General features: G+C 62.3%; 14 protein-coding genes and 2 pseudogenes. 10 read left to right on the top strand and 6 right to left on the bottom strand.

Going from position 1 to position 16,121, the window contains the following annotated elements; all coding sequences use genetic code 11:
- Nucleotides 1–42 precede the first annotated feature (42 nt).
- The 3 genes from AC2W7L_RS10890 to AC2W7L_RS10880 all read right to left on the bottom strand — a co-directional run bounded on the left by AC2W7L_RS10890 (nucleotide 43) and on the right by AC2W7L_RS10880 (nucleotide 2,655).
- On the bottom strand, nucleotides 43–471 hold the full coding sequence (locus AC2W7L_RS10890) for a hypothetical protein (protein WP_486004483.1): 429 nt from the start codon (nucleotides 469–471) through the stop codon (nucleotides 43–45).
- Nucleotides 464–1,609 (bottom strand): hypothetical protein, encoded by a 1,146-nt coding sequence (locus AC2W7L_RS10885; RefSeq protein WP_486004482.1) that lies wholly within the window; start codon nucleotides 1,607–1,609, stop codon nucleotides 464–466. Before AC2W7L_RS10885 ends, AC2W7L_RS10890 begins: the two co-directional genes overlap by 8 nt.
- An 803-nt stretch (nucleotides 1,610–2,412) precedes the next feature.
- Nucleotides 2,413–2,655, bottom strand: a complete 243-nt coding sequence (locus AC2W7L_RS10880; RefSeq protein WP_486004481.1) for a hypothetical protein — start codon at nucleotides 2,653–2,655, stop codon at nucleotides 2,413–2,415.
- A gap of 481 nt (nucleotides 2,656–3,136) precedes the next feature.
- Between AC2W7L_RS10880 and AC2W7L_RS10875 the strand changes: the two genes are divergently transcribed.
- Nucleotides 3,137–3,634 (top strand): DUF6308 family protein, encoded by a 498-nt coding sequence (locus AC2W7L_RS10875; protein WP_486004525.1) that lies wholly within the window; start codon nucleotides 3,137–3,139, stop codon nucleotides 3,632–3,634.
- A gap of 81 nt (nucleotides 3,635–3,715) precedes the next feature.
- On the opposite strand, the gene AC2W7L_RS10870 is transcribed toward AC2W7L_RS10875, so the two are convergent.
- Nucleotides 3,716–4,690 (bottom strand): quinone oxidoreductase family protein, encoded by a 975-nt coding sequence (locus AC2W7L_RS10870; RefSeq protein WP_486004480.1) that lies wholly within the window; start codon nucleotides 4,688–4,690, stop codon nucleotides 3,716–3,718.
- 44 nt (nucleotides 4,691–4,734) lie between these two features.
- On the opposite strand from AC2W7L_RS10870, the gene argC reads away from it, so the two are divergent.
- The 7 genes and pseudogenes from argC (at nucleotide 4,735) to argH (ending at nucleotide 12,370) form a co-directional block, all read left to right on the top strand.
- Nucleotides 4,735–5,844 (top strand): N-acetyl-gamma-glutamyl-phosphate reductase, encoded by a 1,110-nt coding sequence (gene argC / locus AC2W7L_RS10865; RefSeq protein WP_486004479.1) that lies wholly within the window; start codon nucleotides 4,735–4,737, stop codon nucleotides 5,842–5,844.
- Complete coding sequence (gene argJ, locus AC2W7L_RS10860; protein ID WP_486004478.1) at nucleotides 5,841–7,019, top strand: bifunctional glutamate N-acetyltransferase/amino-acid acetyltransferase ArgJ; 1,179 nt, start codon at nucleotides 5,841–5,843, stop codon at nucleotides 7,017–7,019. Before argC ends, argJ begins: the two co-directional genes overlap by 4 nt.
- Entirely contained in the window at nucleotides 7,016–8,044 is a 1,029-nt protein-coding gene (gene argB, locus AC2W7L_RS10855; protein ID WP_486004477.1) for an acetylglutamate kinase, read from the top strand. Before argJ ends, argB begins: the two co-directional genes overlap by 4 nt.
- The gene (locus AC2W7L_RS10850) at nucleotides 8,041–9,321 is read left to right on the top strand and encodes an acetylornithine transaminase (RefSeq protein ID WP_486004476.1); all 1,281 of its coding nucleotides are present in this window, start codon (nucleotides 8,041–8,043) and stop codon (nucleotides 9,319–9,321) included. Before argB ends, AC2W7L_RS10850 begins: the two co-directional genes overlap by 4 nt.
- A 29-nt stretch (nucleotides 9,322–9,350) precedes the next feature.
- Nucleotides 9,351–10,271 carry an ornithine carbamoyltransferase gene (gene argF, locus AC2W7L_RS10845; RefSeq protein WP_486004475.1) on the top strand — a complete coding sequence of 307 codons (921 nt, stop codon included), beginning with the start codon at nucleotides 9,351–9,353 and terminating at the stop codon, nucleotides 10,269–10,271.
- A pseudogene (locus tag AC2W7L_RS10840) lies at nucleotides 10,268–10,790 on the top strand (arginine repressor). Before argF ends, AC2W7L_RS10840 begins: the two are co-directional and overlap by 4 nt.
- A gap of 159 nt (nucleotides 10,791–10,949) precedes the next feature.
- A pseudogene (gene argH / locus AC2W7L_RS10835) lies at nucleotides 10,950–12,370 on the top strand (argininosuccinate lyase).
- Between the two features lie 53 nt (nucleotides 12,371–12,423).
- Here the strand turns inward: argH and AC2W7L_RS10830 are convergent.
- Entirely contained in the window at nucleotides 12,424–12,678 is a 255-nt protein-coding gene (locus AC2W7L_RS10830; RefSeq protein ID WP_486004474.1) for a hypothetical protein, read from the bottom strand.
- Nucleotides 12,679–12,852: 174 nt separating this feature from the next.
- Between AC2W7L_RS10830 and tyrS the strand changes: the two genes are divergently transcribed.
- Both tyrS and AC2W7L_RS10820 read left to right on the top strand, forming a co-directional pair.
- Complete coding sequence (gene tyrS / locus AC2W7L_RS10825) at nucleotides 12,853–14,139, top strand: tyrosine--tRNA ligase (protein ID WP_486004473.1); 1,287 nt, start codon at nucleotides 12,853–12,855, stop codon at nucleotides 14,137–14,139.
- A 276-nt stretch (nucleotides 14,140–14,415) separates the two neighbouring features.
- The gene (locus AC2W7L_RS10820) at nucleotides 14,416–14,817 is read left to right on the top strand and encodes a YccF domain-containing protein (RefSeq protein ID WP_062862869.1); all 402 of its coding nucleotides are present in this window, start codon (nucleotides 14,416–14,418) and stop codon (nucleotides 14,815–14,817) included.
- Nucleotides 14,818–14,826: 9 nt separating this feature from the next.
- Here AC2W7L_RS10820 and AC2W7L_RS10815 read toward each other — a convergent pair whose 3' ends face one another.
- Nucleotides 14,827–15,669, bottom strand: a complete 843-nt coding sequence (locus AC2W7L_RS10815) for a formate/nitrite transporter family protein (protein ID WP_486004472.1) — start codon at nucleotides 15,667–15,669, stop codon at nucleotides 14,827–14,829.
- Nucleotides 15,670–16,121 lie beyond the last annotated feature (452 nt).

Below are 16,121 nucleotides of genomic sequence, written 5' to 3'. Positions count from 1 at the left end.
AGCTTTCAATGGCACTTGGGTTCTCGGCACTGAGGGGTTGGTTCAAGGATGTTGTTTCCCTCGTTCTTCTGCCTGGTCCCGTAGTCGACCTGCCACCCGCTTCGCTTGATTGCCGGTCAGAGAGGTGAAATCTATTGAAGTGTGACCAGTTAAACATGGAGACGGCGAAGAATCAGAGTGTTCGTCGTAGATGGAGCGAAGTCGTTGTTGACTAACCTCTTCAACGGAGACTGCCCAAACTCCTGCAGAGGTGAGTCCGAAGCGTTCAGTGTACTCTTCGTAGTTGTCCTCAACAGTCACTTTGGACTCTCTGGCACTGGAAAGTTTCTTCTGATCTTTTGGGGTCGGACGGAAAGCTTGTGAGGTCAAATTGCCGTCGACGATCCAGTCTGGATGTGCATTTCTCCATAGAAGTTCACTTTGCACGGTCAGAATAGTTTCATCGTCCAAAGTTTCTCCGCCGTCATTCATCAATTGCCCCTTTCACGAAATCGGCTACCGCGTATGGATCGTTGGTGTCCAGCGTGAGCTCATCTCCGTTTTCATCGTGCGTCTGTTCGTACCAAATCGCTTCAATTACTCCGGAGTTGAGAATCTCAATTTCGGCGGTTCGAGTTGAGGTGCGCCATTCAAGTTGGATGCCGCCATCGCCAGAAGGATAGATTGCTGGGCCAGTGAGCTCCGCGTCTAAAATCGCTAGTAATATCGATTCGACTCGTTCGATAACTTTGGGAGTAGGCGCTTCGGAACCTGGAAACAACCAGTCTGCTTTGAGAGCCGCGAGGTGCTGGAGGCGATCATTCCATGAGGGCGGTAGTGCTGGTTCGGCATGGATAATGTCTGTAATTTTGACAATGTCTCCGGAGCGATTTTGCACTGCTATTACGCTTAGCGCGACCGATGGTGCTTTGGATGCGTAGCCAAGATGGGTCCGCAGTGCGTCCCAAACGGAGTCGTCTGAAAAAGTCGCATTGATGGTCCGTTGGTGAGGCCCGTCGCTGGTAGTCACGTCGACACTTGGAGGAGTTGAGGACAGGCCAGTCACCTGGCCGACCAGCACAGTTTCGACTTCTAGTTCGTCGAGCTGAGCAAGACGTTGGATGCGCTTTCGTGTTTCAGTTGTGAGCACCGCGAGCGGCTCATCGTTCGCTGAATTCGCAAGCTCTATTTTTTCATTTTTTTGAAGGCCACGGCCGAACTGTGCAAGGCGCTTTAATGCCGAGGGAGGGAAGTCTGGAGGGAGCGTGTCTTCGTCAGTGATGCTTCCCAGGGCACTGTTTATCAGTCTGCGCGCTTCTTCGTGCCAATCGGTGTCGGCAATCTCGGCAAACAGAGTAGCTTGGTTTGGGTCAATTGGGCGCACGAGCTCGGGTATCTGACTCCCGCGGGTGATTCGAGTGAGCCTGAGTTCAAAAGAATCATCGAAGCCGCGGGGCACACGTTTCCGGCCTGGATGCGCATTGAGGAAGAGGCCTCTGGCGACTTCGCCTATGAGGTTCGAGTACCGCTCCAATTCGGCTGCAGATGAGACAGGCAGTCCGTCGGCTTTCTCGAATCTTCCGCCCGCGAGCCTCATGTGCCCAAATGGGGCTACCTCTTCTCTTGTCATAGTTGCAGTATAGGTACGAAAGGTGGGTAACCAAATTAGGGCACCCGGGGTTTTGGGAGCTCTTTGGACTCTGAGCCGCCTCCATGAAATGCGTGCTGTCGCCAACCGGCAGGTCCATATTTACCGTACATGCCCTGGTCCAGTGCGTGTCAGGAGTAAATCGTCTACTTGGCCTCTACTCTTTTACGTGTCGCATCGGTCTTTACCCGTTTGGTTCCCAAGTGTTACGCCTTCTGTCGCAAAGGTTGCAGGTGCGATCGTCAGGTGGTGGCTGGCTGGCGTTCATTCTGTTTACTGGCGACTGAGGAGATTTTGAGTTCACGCTGTCTAGACCACCTTGCCGGGGATCTGGGTTACCTCCAACGCTCAGAGCGCGTTCGCGGCTTCAGCCAACGCGAGCGTCGCCCCGAGGTCGAAGTTGCGCCAACCGTGTCCGACGTCCATTGAGGGTATTCCCAAGCGCTTCTTTAACTCTTCCAAACAACCGACGAACTATGCCAGCGACGCACAGGAGAGGAAGGTGCGGCCCGATGAGTTGAGTACCTGGACGGCGAAGGGCGGAACCAATTTGTAGTCCAACCGAGTTGGCCGATGAGTGCGAGCCGGATGAACGACGTGAGAGACGCGTCGACGATCGTTTTTATGACTCCATCGTACGCGCCACGCAACCTCGCCGTTAGTAGGACTCCTTGACCAGTGCTGTGATGTCGACGTTCTCGTCATGGAGAAACGAATCATTCGTACTGGCCATGCGTGACAACCACTCTTCTCGTAGCTGCATACCGCAGAGAAAGCATTCCTGCTCAGGTGACAGCTGATCTTGGTCGGCAGAAGACCGGCACCGTCAACATCAGCGCGGAGGAGTACTGTATGTCCTGCTTCAGTTCGTCTGAACTCGTCGCGATGCTCAGCGGTGTAATGCCTTGCAACGGCATCGCCGGGGCAAACTCGGCGATGGATCCTGTGCTCTTGACTCCAATGACAGGTGGGTATTTCATCGGATGGAGGCTCGGGCGACAATGCGCGTCGATGAAATGCATGCCCACGGCTGCGACGTTGACTAGCGCGTGGCCAGGACCTGGCTTCGGAGCATATGCCTCGGTGTACTTGTGTAGAAAGCAGCTTCGAGCCAGCGAAACTGTGTCAACGAAACTCACTCCATGTCAGCGTATTTTGTACGGGATGATTTCCATATGGTCAGCTGTGTCAGTGCCGACTCATAAAATGCAAACTAGCTGTCGGGTGCGAGATTAGATCCTGTGTTTTTGTCAGAGGAGTAGCCATGCAAAATGAACCAATCTGGCGAGTGGCTGCCAATCTTCACGCGGAAAGTACGAACGTCTATGGATGTCTCCCGGAATTGGACGAAGTTCGGGAGACGCGAGGCGCTGTTGAGACAATCTCACAAGCCACCGTGGCGAACCGGAAGGAGCTTGACGGACTCAATCAGGAAATTGAAGATCTGGTGCTTCGAGAATACGCAATTGGGACAGCATTTCATAGTGGTCGTGCGAGACTCATCCCTCTATTGCGGATCTGTACTCAGTTGAAACTTTAGCTGTCAGAGTTCCAGCGCGTGCCGGTATCGCCATCCTCAGTGGAGAGTCTTCGGTCTTCAATGGAGTTCTTAAACAAATCCCGAATGTCGCCATTGGTGCACTCTCGAAGTCAGAGTTTGAAAAGCATCTGGGCTTGAAGTCCAAAGCGATGGATTTGTGGGACCTTCTCCGACGTAATCGGCCGGGCGACAGCCGGTGGGGGATCGGGCCGACGACCACGAGCAAAATTATGGCACGCAAACGTCCTCACCTCATCCCAATTGAAGACGCAGTGGTGAACCGAGTGATTGGGCTTGGACGAGGCGATTCGTGGCGGCTTTGGTGGGAAGTGTTCCAGGCTGAGGGCGACTATCTTGAGGAGCGGGCCACGAAGCTTCGTGCTGAGATCGGTCGTCCCGAACTCTCAACGTTGAGAGTCTTTGACGTGATGCTGTGGATGTGGGGCAAAGCCAATCCGTCCGCATGACTCGGGGCCGGTATCAATTGAGTGAGGCCGGGGCGCTCCAATTTTGGAGAACCCCGACCTCATTCAGTCTGCGTGTCTGTATCAGGCAGTCAGCACAACCTTGCCGGTAGTCTTACGGCCCTCCAGCGCACGATGCGCATCCGCCGCATCGGCCAGCGGGAACGTGGCGCCGACGCGGAAGTTGAGCCAGCCGTGCTCGATGCCGTTGAAGAGCATCGCCGAACGCTTCGCCAGCTCCTCCGAGCTGCGAACGAACCAGGCCAGGGACGGGCGGGACAGGAAGATTCCGCCCGAGGAGTTCAGGCGCTGAATGTCGAACGGCGGGACCTGACCCGAAGCCCCACCGAAGAGCACCATCGACCCCAGCGGCTTGATCGATGCCAGCGACGCATCGAAAGTGTCCTTGCCGACACCGTCATACGCGACATCGACACCCTCGCCGTCGGTGAGCTCCTGGACCTTCGCCGTGATGTCGACGCCCTCACCGTAGAGGAACACCTCATCGGCGCCGGCCTTGCGCGACAGCTCTGCCTTCTCCTCGGTGCTCACCGTCGAGATGACATTGCCACCCAAGTGCTTGATGATCTGCGTCAGCAACAATCCGACTCCACCAGCACCGGCGTGCACGAGCGCCGTCTGGCCCGGCTTGATCTCATGCGAACTCGTCGCGAGGTACTGCGCCGTCAGACCCTGCAGCGGCATCGCCGCAGCCACATCAGCGGACACACCCTCCGGTACACGCAGAAGGAAATCAGACTTCACGACGACCTGCGTCGCATATGAACCCGGACCCTCATGCCACGCGACACGGTCACCAACTGACCAGCTCTCAATGCCCTCGCCCACCTCGGCGATGTACCCGGTGCCCTCAACGCCGACGACATGTGGGTACTCCATCGGGTACACACCGGAACGACGGTACGTGTCGATGAAGTTCACGCCCGCCGCCTCGACGTTGACGAGCACTTCACCAGGGCCGGGCTTCGGAGTCTCGATCTCACCGAACTCAAGAACCTCCGGTCCACCGGCCTGCATCGCACGAACTGCCTGGGTCATGACGCCTCCTGCATATAAATTAATTGCCTGGTATGGTTATACATATGAACGATCTTACGGTTGCCGTCTCCGGTGCCACCGGATACGCCGGGGGAGAGGTCCTCCGGCTGCTGAGCACTCACCCCCACTTGAACGTCACCACGGTGTGCGGACATTCCACCGCGGGTGAGAAACTCGGCCGACATCAACCCCATCTTCCCCGATTCTCTGACCTCGTGGTCCAGGAGTCCACCGCCGAGGTGCTCGCCGGCCACGATGTCGTCATCCTCGCGCTCCCACACGGCCAGTCCGGACAGATCGCCGCCGAACTCGAACAGACGAGCCCCGACACCCTCATCGTCGACCTCGCCGCCGACCACCGCCTCATCAGCGCAGCAGCATGGGAGAAGTTCTACGGCTCCGCACACCAGGGCACCTGGACGTACGGGTTGCCCGAACTCCTCACCGCCGCCGGCGCGAAGCAGCGCGAAGCACTCAAGTCCACGAAGCGCATCGCCGTGCCCGGGTGCAATGTCACCGCCGTGACCCTCGGCCTTGCACCACTTATTCAAGCAGGCCTTGCTGCACCGGCCGGGCTCAATGCAGTTCTTGCCAATGGCGTCTCGGGCGCGGGCAAGGCGCTCAAGCCGCACCTCACCGCCGCCGAGGTCCTCGGCAATGCCTCGCCGTATGGCACCGGCGGTACTCACCGGCACGTGCCAGAGATCGAACAGAACCTCAACGGAGTCCTCGGTGCCGACGTAGCCGACGGTCCCACTCGGATCTCCTTCACCCCGACGCTCGTGCCGATGGCCCGCGGAATCCTCGCGACCATCACCGCCGACGCAGGCGAAGCCGCACCGCGAAATGCCGAAGGACTCCTCGACGCCGCCGCACTCAAGGAGCAGCTCGCCGCTGCATTCGACCGGGCCTACGCCGACGAACCCTTCGTCCGCGTCCTGCCCGAGGGCCAGTGGCCGCAGACCGCGGCGACGACCGGATCGAACGTCGCGCAGCTCCAGTTCACCGTCGACGAACGAGCCTCAACAATCCTCGTCGTCGTGGCACTGGACAACCTCGTCCGCGGCACGGCCGGACAAGCCATCCAATCCATCCACCTGGCCCTCGGTCTCGACGAGACCACCGCCCTTCCCCTCGAAGGAGTCGCCCCATGAGCGTCACCGCCCCACTCGGCTTCACCGCCGCCGGACTCACCGCCGGCCTCAAACCCTCCGGCACCAAAGACCTCTCTCTCGTGGTCAACAACGGACCCGACACCGCAGTCGCCGCCGTCTACACCTCCAACCGGTGCAAGGCCAACCCCGTCCTCTGGTCCCAGAAAGCCTCGGCAAACGGGCAAGCCCGCGCCGTCGTCCTCAACTCCGGGGGAGCAAACTGCTACACCGGCGACTTCGGTTACGAGACGACGACGCTGACCGCGCAGACCACCGCCGAACTCCTCACCGACGCCGGCACCGACACCCCCGCCGAGGATGTGCTCGTGTGCTCGACCGGACTGATCGGGGTCGGCGGACAGGACTTCCGCGACGCAATTGTGAACAACCTCGCCCCACTCGTCGCCGCGGCCGACACAAGTGTCGAAGCCGGACAGTCCGCCGCCGAGGCGATCATGACCACCGACACCGTCGCGAAGACCTCCACCCGCACCGGCTCCAGCGGATACACCATTGGCGGCATGGCCAAGGGCGCGGGGATGCTCGCACCGGGGCTGGCCACGATGCTCGTCGTCATCACGACCGACGCGAAACTCGACCAGACCACACTCGACCAGGCTCTGCGTGCCTCGACGAGCCAGTCCTTCGACCGCCTCGACACCGATGGCTGCATGTCGACGAACGATACCGTCATCCTCATGTCCTCCGGCGCCCACGACGCCGCCGTCGACGCAGACGAATTCACCACCCTGCTGCGCGAACTCTGCCTCGACCTCATGCACCAACTCCACGTCGACGCCGAAGGCGCCCACCACGACATCGCCATCACCACAAGAGGTGCCGCCAGCGAAGCCGACGCCGTCGAAGTCTCCCGGTCGGTGGCACGGTCGGCCCTGTTCAAGGCCGCGATCTTCGGGGAGGACCCGAATTGGGGTCGTGTCGTCGCTCAGGTGGGAACCACCTCGGCGGATTTCGATCCCACCCAGATCGATGTGATCATCAACGGCGTCCAAGTGTGCACGGCGTCGGGCCCCGACGAAGACCCCGCGAAAGTGACCTTCGATCGCACCGTCGACGTCACCATCGACCTCCACGCAGGCAGTGACATCGCCACCGTGTGGACCTCGGACCTCACCCACGACTACGTCGAAGAGAACAGCGCCTACTCCTCATGAACACCCCCGTAGACATGTCCACGAAATCCACGGCCGCCCGGCTCGCCGCCGCCCAAGTCAAGGCAGAGGCGCTCACCGAGGCACTGCCCTGGATCAAGACCTTCGCCGGCGCCACGATCGTCATCAAATACGGCGGCAACGCCATGGTCTCCCCGGAGCTGCAGCAGTCCTTCGCCGACGACATCGCGTTCCTCCGCTTCGCCGGCATCCGCCCCGTCGTCGTCCACGGCGGCGGCCCCCAGATATCGGCCATGCTGAAACGTCTGGGCATCGAATCCGAGTTCAAAGCCGGACAGCGCGTGACCACCGAGGAAGCCGCCGAAGTCATCCGCATGGTGCTGTCCGGCCAGGTCAACCGCGACATCGTGTCCCGGATCAACCAGAACGGCGACGCCGCGATCGGCCTGTCCGGTGAAGACGCCGACCTCCTCCTCGCCAACAAAACGACCGCCGAGGTGGACGGCGAAGTGATCGACCTCGGCCGGGTGGGCGAGATCGCCCAGGTCAACACCACCGTGCTCACCGAACTCCTCGACGCCGGCCGAGTCCCCGTCATCTGCTCCATCGCCTCCGAGATCGGGGGAGAGGCAGGGAAGCCGCTGAACATCAACGCGGACCTGGCCGCCTCGGCGGTGGCGAAGGCACTGAAGGCACACAAACTCATCATGCTCACTGATGTACCCGGCCTCTACGCGAACTGGCCGGACACGTCCTCGCTCATCTCCCGCATCGATCCGGGCAAGCTGCGCGAACTCCTGCCGTCGCTCGATTCGGGGATGATCCCGAAGATGACCGCGGCGCTCGAGGCGATCGAGCACGGGGTCAAGCAGGCCCACATCATCGACGGCCGGATGGCGCATTCCCTCCTCCTTGAGGTCTTCACCTCGGAGGGCATCGGCACCATGGTCGAGGACACCATCGTCGAACCCGCACCACTGGGCGACGGCCACCAGGCGAACCCTGCCGAGGCGGCCCCGACGGACGGTTTGAACGCTAGCAACGACAGCAACGGAGGACGTTCATGAGTGATCAGACGGGTACGCAGGCTTCGGCCGGGCAGGCTTCCGACCAGGCCCAGACGTGGCGCGACGATTTCTCCCGTGTGCTGTCCCCGGTGTTCGGGTCCCCGCAGCTCGACATCGTCCGCGGTGAAGGCTCCTACGTGTGGGATGCGGCGGGCACGAAGTACCTCGACCTGCTCGCCGGCATCGCCGTCAACGCCTTGGGCCACTGCCACCCCGCATGGGTCAACGCCATCACCGAGCAAGCCTCGACGCTCGGCCACATTTCGAACTTCTTCACGTCTCCGGCCCAGATCGGCCTGGCCGAGAAACTCCACGAGATCCTCGACCTGCCTGATGGGTCGGCCGTGTTCTTCTCGAACTCGGGAACCGAAGCCAACGAGGCGGCCTTCAAGATGGCCCGCCGCGCCGCCGGTGGGGGACGGCCCTTCATCATCGCCATCGACGGTGCCTTCCACGGCCGCACCATGGGAGCGCTCGCGCTCACAGCGAAGGAAGCCTACCGCGAACCCTTCGCCCCGGGCGTTCCCGGAGTCGTCCACGTGCCCTACGGCGACGTCGGAGCGCTGGAAGCGGCCATCAATGAGAACACCGCAGCCGTCTTCATCGAACCGGTCCAAGGCGAGGTCGGCGTGCGGACGCATCCCGCCGGCTACCTCACGGCGGTGCGGGAACTGACGCAGAAGGTCGGGGCGCTCATGGTCCTCGACGAGGTGCAGTCGGGCATCGGCCGCACCGGCTCCTGGTTCGCCCACCAGGATCCCGAGATCGGCGAGGGCGTCACCCCGGACATCATCACCTCGGCGAAGGGACTCGGCGGCGGCATGCCGATCGGCGCGACCATCACCGTCGGCGATGCGAACACGAAGCTGCTCGAGGCCGGTCAGCACGGCACGACCTTCGGCGGCAACCCGATCGCCTGCGCCGCCGGACTTGCGGTGCTCGAGACCATCGAGAAGGAGGGGTTGCTCGACCACGTCACCGAGGTCAGCGACTGGCTCAAGGCCCAGCTGGCGGAGGTCGACGGCATCGGAGAGATCACCGGCAAGGGACTGCTGCTCGGGCTCGAACTGACAGGCGGTGCGTCAGGTGACAGCGCAACAGGAGCGGCCGACGCTCAGGTTCCGGACTCGAAGGCCGTGGCTGCTCGCGCGCTTGAGGCCGGATTCATCATCAACCCCGTCGCACCGGGACGCGTCCGCCTCGCCCCGCCGCTGACCATCACCACCGACGAGCTCACTCCGTTCATCGAGGCCCTGCCCGGCCTCATCACCGGCTGAGCCCCACCGAGACTTTCGAAGGACACCTCATGACACGCCACTTCCTCAAGGACACGGACCTCAGTCCGGCCGAGCAGACGCAAGTCCTCGACCTCGCCGTCGAACTCAAGGCCGCCCCCTACTCGCGGACCCCGCTGGCCGGCCCGCAGACCGCCGCCGTCATCTTCGACAAGACCTCGACGCGCACCCGCGTCTCGTTCGCCGCCGGCATCGCCGCGCTCGGCGGACAGCCACTCATTATCAACCCCGGTGAGGCGCAGCTCGGGCACAAGGAATCCATCGCCGACACCGCCCAGGTGATGTCGCGCATGGTCTCGGCGATCATCTGGCGCACCTACGCCCAGTCAGGCCTCGAAGAGATGGCCGAGCACTCCTCTGTGCCCGTCATCAACTCCCTGTCCGATGATTTCCACCCGTGCCAGATCCTCGCCGACCTGCTCACCATCCGCGAACACCGCGGCGACGTGAAGGGCCAGACCATGACGTACTTCGGCGACGGGGCGAACAACATGGCGAACTCCTACGCCCTCGGCGGAGTCAACGCCGGAATGCACGTGCGCATCGCCGCCCCCGCTGACTACCAGCCCGACGCCGCAATCGTCGCCGAAGCCGAGGCACTCGCCGCCCAGACCGGGGGATCGCTCACCGTCACCGACGACTCCGTTGCCGCCGCCACCGGCGCCGACGTCCTCGTCACCGACACCTGGGTATCCATGGGTCAGGACTCTGCCGGACGCGACGACGAGGCCTCTCCGTTCACGAAGTTCCAGGTCAGCCAGGAACTCATGAGCTTGAGCAACGACGCGATCTTCCTCCACTGCCTGCCCGCCTACCGCGGCAAAGAGGTCACGGCCGAAGTCATCGACGGCCCCGCCTCGGTGGTCTTCGACGAAGCCGAGAACCGCCTCCACGCGCAGAAGGCCCTCATGACCTTCCTCCTGGAGCGATGATGACCGAGACGAACAACAGCGCGCCGCTGACGAAGACGGCCCGACAGCAGAAGATCATCGATCTCATCACCCGCCAATCCGTGCGGTCCCAGATCGAACTCGCCGAGGCGCTCGCGACGCAGGGCATCACCGTCACCCAGGCGACCCTGTCGCGCGACCTCGCGAGTGGGGGCCGTGAAGATCCGATCCACAGCGGGATCCGTGTACGCCGTTCCCGGTGAAGGCGGGGACCGTTCCTTGCAGCAGTCGACGGGGGAGAGCCTCGACGCGAAGCTGCCGCGCATTCTTGAAGAGCTGCTCGTCTCCGCAGTCTCCCAGGACAACACGGTCGTGCTGCGCACCCCGCCCGGGGCCGCACAGTACCTGGCCTCGGCGATCGACCGGTCGTCGATGGTCGGCATCTTCGGCACGCTCGCCGGCGACGACACCGTGCTCGTCATCGCCGATGCCGCGGTCGGGGGAGCGGCACTGGCCGAGACCTTCCTCGAATACGCGGCCGGTGGGCTGTCCGAAGGGTGAACTTCTGTCGGTGTGGCCTGGAACTGGGCCGGTTGTCTCGGTGGGGAATCCACGGGACGGACGGCCGCCTCGGCGAGGGAAAACTGGAACAATGACAACTGAGCTTCATCATTTCAATGAACGGACCGGCGCATCCGTGCTGGTGGGAAAGGACGATCTGTGAGCGAACGACTGAGCCTGTGGGGCGGACGATTCTCCGACGGTCCGGCCGATGCGCTGGCCGCGCTGAGCAAGTCCACGGACTTCGACTGGCGCCTTGCGAAGTACGACATCGCCGGGTCCAAGGCCCACGCGAAGGTCCTCCACCACGCGGGACTGCTCTCCGATGACGAGCTGTCCGGAATGCACTCGGCGCTCGACGAGCTGCTGCGTCGCGTTGAAGCCGGCGAATACGTCGCCGCCGAGTCCGATGAGGACGTGCACTCCTCGCTCGAGCGCGGACTCATCGAGATCGCCGGGCCCGAGCTCGGCGGGAAGCTGCGTGCTGGCCGGTCCCGCAACGATCAGATCGCGACGATGGGTCGGATGTACCTGCGTGACCATGCTCGTGAGGTCGCCGGTCTCGTGCTCGACACCGTCGAGGTGCTCATCGCTCAGGCCGAAGAGCACCCCGAGGCGCCGATGCCCGGACGCACCCACCTCCAACACGCTCAGCCGGTGCTGCTGGCTCACCATCTGCTCGCTCATGCGTGGCCGCTGCTGCGTGATGTCGCTCGCTTCGTCGACTTCGATGCGCGAGCCGGTGTCTCTGCCTATGGTTCGGGTGCTCTGGCCGGGTCGTCGTTGGGGCTCGATCCGCAGGCCGTGGCCGGCGACCTCGGGTTCACCGATTCGGTGGAGAACTCCATCGACGGCACCGCCTCGCGCGATGTCTTCGCCGAGTACCTGTTCATCACGACGATGATCGGCATCGACCTCTCGCGTCTGTCCGAGGAGGTCATCGCGTGGGCGACGAAGGAGTTCTCGTTCGTCACCCTCCACGATGCGTACTCGACGGGGTCGTCGATCATGCCGCAGAAGAAGAACCCGGACGTCGCCGAGCTCACTCGCGGCAAGTCCGGTCGTCTCATCGGTGATCTCACCGGTCTGCTGTCGACGCTCAAGGCGCTGCCGTTGGCGTACAACCGGGACCTCCAGGAGGACAAGGAGCCGGTCTTCGACGCCACCGACACCCTCGAGCTGCTGCTGCCGGCGTTCACCGGGATGGTCGCGACCTGAAGTTCGACACCGAGCGGATGGCCTACCTGGCTCCGCGCGGATTCGCCCTGGCCACGGACATCGCCGAATGGCTCGTCCGTGAAGGCGTGCCGTTCCGTGTGGCTCATGAACTCTCCGGCGCATGCGTGCAGTTGGCCGAATCGCGGGATGTCGAACTGTGGGATCTGTCCGATGACGATTTTGCGGGGATCTCTTCACATTTGACTCCGGCCGTTCGTGAAGTGCTCACGACGCTCGGTTCGATCGATTCGCGCAACGCCAAGGGCGGCACGGCGCGTTCGGCTGTCGATCAGCAGATCGCCAACGCGAAGGCTGAGGTTGTTCGACTGCGCGAGTTCGCGGGGTCTGCCCGCAGCGTGTGACTGGTTCGGTTGAGGAAACACTCCTCGGAATGCCGGTGAGTCGGGATGCGGCCTCAGCTGAGTGGCGAGACTACGGTAACGCCGAGATCCTCGAGCAGCTCGTCCAATACGATGCGTCCGGCTCCTTCGCCGATCGAACCGACCGCCGTCAGCGACTGTGTGGGAACCAGCCCATCACGGCCTTTGGCCAATCGGTCGGCGAACAGGACAAGGACTTCGGCGTCTGGCTGGTGGCTGATCTCAGTCTGGCGAGAGTGCCAGACGATTCCCGCAAGGTTCTGCTCGGACGCATGAACGGCCTTGGCCACGGCGCAGGTGCAGGGATAGTGCTCCTGCGCCGAGGACGAGATGGCGAACCGTGGGTTGTTCAGTCCGTCGCTGTTGCTCAGATGGCAGGCAAGGGAAGTGCCGCCTCGGCGAGCACGTAGAATTGACCCCGTCGGCTCCGCGCCGGCACAGACCAAAGATTCGAAAGGACCGAAGTGACCGACATCTTCAGCGAACTCAAGGCCCGCGGGCTCGTCGCAGTATCTACTGACGAGACCGCCCTGCAGAAAGCCCTGGCCGAGGAGTCGCTGACCTATTATGTCGGTTTCGATCCGACGGCCCCGAGCCTGCACATGGGCAACCTCGTCCAGCTGCTCACCGCCGCCCGCCTCCAGCAGGCCGGGCACAACCCGCTGGCCCTCGTCGGCGGCGCCACCGGTCTCATCGGCGACCCCCGCATGTCGGGGGAGCGGACGCTCAACCCGCGTGAAGTCGTCGAGGAATGGGTGGCGAAGATCCGCACCCAGGTCGAGAAGTTCCTCGACTTCGACGGACCCAATGCCGCCCAGATCGTCAACAACCTCGACTGGACTTCGCAGCTGTCGGCCATCGACTTCCTCCGCGACATCGGCAAGCACTTCCCGGTCAACCGGATGCTCGCGAAGGAATCCGTCTCCGCGCGCCTCAACAGCGAAGCCGGCATCTCCTTCACCGAGTTCTCGTACCAGATCCTCCAGGGCAACGACTACCTCGAGCTCAACCGCCGCTACGGCTGCTCCCTGCAGACCGGCGGCTCCGATCAGTGGGGCAACCTCACCTCTGGCGTCGACCTCATCCGCCGCGTCGAGCAGAAGTCCGTTCACGCCCTGGCCACCCCGCTGATCACGAAGGCCGATGGCACGAAGTTCGGCAAGACCGAATCCGGCACCGTGTGGCTCGACTCGTCGCTGACCAGCCCGTACGCCTTCAGTCAGTTCTGGCTCAACGCCGACGACCGCGACGTGGTGAAGTACCTCAAGGTGTTCTCGCTGCGTCCGCTCGACGAGATCGACGCCATCGAAGCCGAGTTCACTGCTGCCCCGCATACCCGTGTAGCGCAGAAGGCCCTCGCCGAGGATGTCACCACCTTGGTCCACGGACGCCAGGCTTACGAACAGGCCATCGCCGCGGCCTCCGCCCTCTTCGGCGGGGGAGAGCTTGCCGGCCTCGACGCTTCCACGCTCGGTGCCGCAACCTCCGAGCTGCCCCGCGGAGAGGCGTCCGCGACCCAGCTGGCCGAAGGCCTGCCTGTCGCCGACGCCTTCGTCACCGCCGGCATCGTCAAGTCCAAGGGCGAAGCCCGCCGTGCCATCAAGGACGGCGGCGCCTACATCAACAACGTCAAGGTCGCTGACCAGGAGCAGACCCTGACCGCAGACGATGTGCTCTCCACGGAAGCCGGGGGAGTCGTCCTCCTGCGCCGAGGCAAGAAGACCCTCGGCGCCGTCGACATCGTCGGCTGATCAACGACAGACTCAGACAATGCCGCGTCCACTCTCGGAGGGCGCGGCATTGTCGTTTCCAAAGTGCACGGTCCGGGGCGACTGAGCCCGCGCGACAACGGGAATCCTTGTCATCGTCGAATACAAGCAAATAGTTTGTGGGAGGTTCGGCGGCGGGTTCGTGCGGTCAACCTGATCGGCACCATGGGGCCAGCACCATGGAAAAGCATTGGGTGATCGAGCAGACTGGCAGATGACGGATATCCGAAAGCAACCGACAGAACGCACGAGGAGAACATGCGCACCCTGCTCAACATCATCTGGTTCATCTTCTCCGGCCTCTGGCTGGCACTCGGATACTGGGCCGCCGGCATCATCGCCTGCATCTTCATCGTCACCATCCCGTGGGGAATCGCGTCCTTCCGCATCGGCAACTACGCACTCTGGCCCTTCGGCCGCGAGGTCATCGAAACCCGCCCGGCCGGAGTGGCGACCACCTTGGGCAACATCATCTGGCTCATCGTCGCCGGCGTCTGGCTCGCCATCGGACACGTCGTCACCTCGATCCCGCTGTTCATCTCGATCATCGGCATCCCGCTCGGCTGGGCGAACATCAAGCTCATCCCCGTCTCTCTCATGCCGCTGGGCAAACAGATCGTCGACAGCGACCGGATGATGCCCGGTTACCGCGGAGCCTGACTCAACGACTCAAGCGCTCTGCTCCTCGAGTTCCTCGAGCGAGATGCGGCCTCTGCGCACTGCCCAGAGCACGCGGCGAGTGCGCACGATTCGGGGCAAGGTGATGATCAGCAGGCCACCGAGCATATTTAACGGGATCACGATTGCGAACCACTGCAGGAAGTCGAGGATCGAAATGTCTGCGCCCGTCATCATTGCAGCAAGGATGAGAATCGCATTGATGGCTCCATGCAACATGCTGGCTCCGATCACCAGCAGACCGGTGATCATGCAGACGATCGCCTTGACCGTGTCGTTCTCTGTTCCCTGCTGCATGCGTGTCGCCAATGTGATCGTTGCGCCGGCAAGAAGCGAGAGGGCGAGCATGACGATGAGCGACGACTGGTTGATATAGCCGAGCGCCATATCCGCAATCGTCTTGTGGTAATCCGGGAGGGCGATGACGATCAACCAGGCGAAGACCGCGCCGCCGAGCAGGTTGGTCACGAGAGTCACCGACCAGAGCCGAAAGACCTGTATCCAATTCGCCTGGCCTGCGATGACGGCATTGATCGGCAGCAAGAACTCTTCGGTGAATAGCTCCGAATGCGCCAGCTTCAAAGCCAATAGGCCGATGCCGAACGCCATCCCCGCGAGAATCTCCGACCCGGTCGTTTGCTTGACGAGCACCATGGCCAAGATGCCGAGCCCGACATCGATGCCGCCGAAGAGCCCGGTGACTATCAGTTCCGGCCACTTCCGATTGAGCCGCTTGGCACCCTCAGTGACTGTGTTGGCCGCTTCGTCGATGAGGGCGTCTTCGAGATCGAGATCGTTCCGGCCGAGTCGTTCTCGCTGCTCTTTCTGAGTCATGCCGTCAGTGTAGGGGCCGGGGCGTGCTGAAACGCTGGGAATCACCTGCGCAGTGATGGCAGACGACTTCAACGGGCGAGCGTCTGGTGGGGATCGAGAAGCGTGCGGCTGTGCCAGCGAAGTTGGGCGTAGACCCGGGTCTTTGCACCCGGTGACGGGTGTCACAGCGCAATTTCCGGTTTGGAGTTGCACGGTGCGGATGGAGTGGTCTAGAGTTATATCTCGTTGCCCCGCCGGAAACGAGGTTCACGGAACACCGTTTCCACCGGGTCTGACCAGGACAAACACGGTTTGGTCCAAGCGTCAGGACACCGGGTGGGTGACACATAAGTAGGAACTGATACCCCCAGTGAACACGCTCGTTTTTTCGGGTGGTGGTGATGGGTGTGTGTTTGTGGTTTGAGAATCCAATAGCGTGTTTGTTTGAACAAGTTGTGATGCCAGAACATTTA

The sequence above is a fragment of the Brevibacterium sp. LAARM3_SD1 genome, from assembly GCF_057364765.1.
This window is presented reverse-complemented; position numbering and strand designations above follow the sequence as displayed.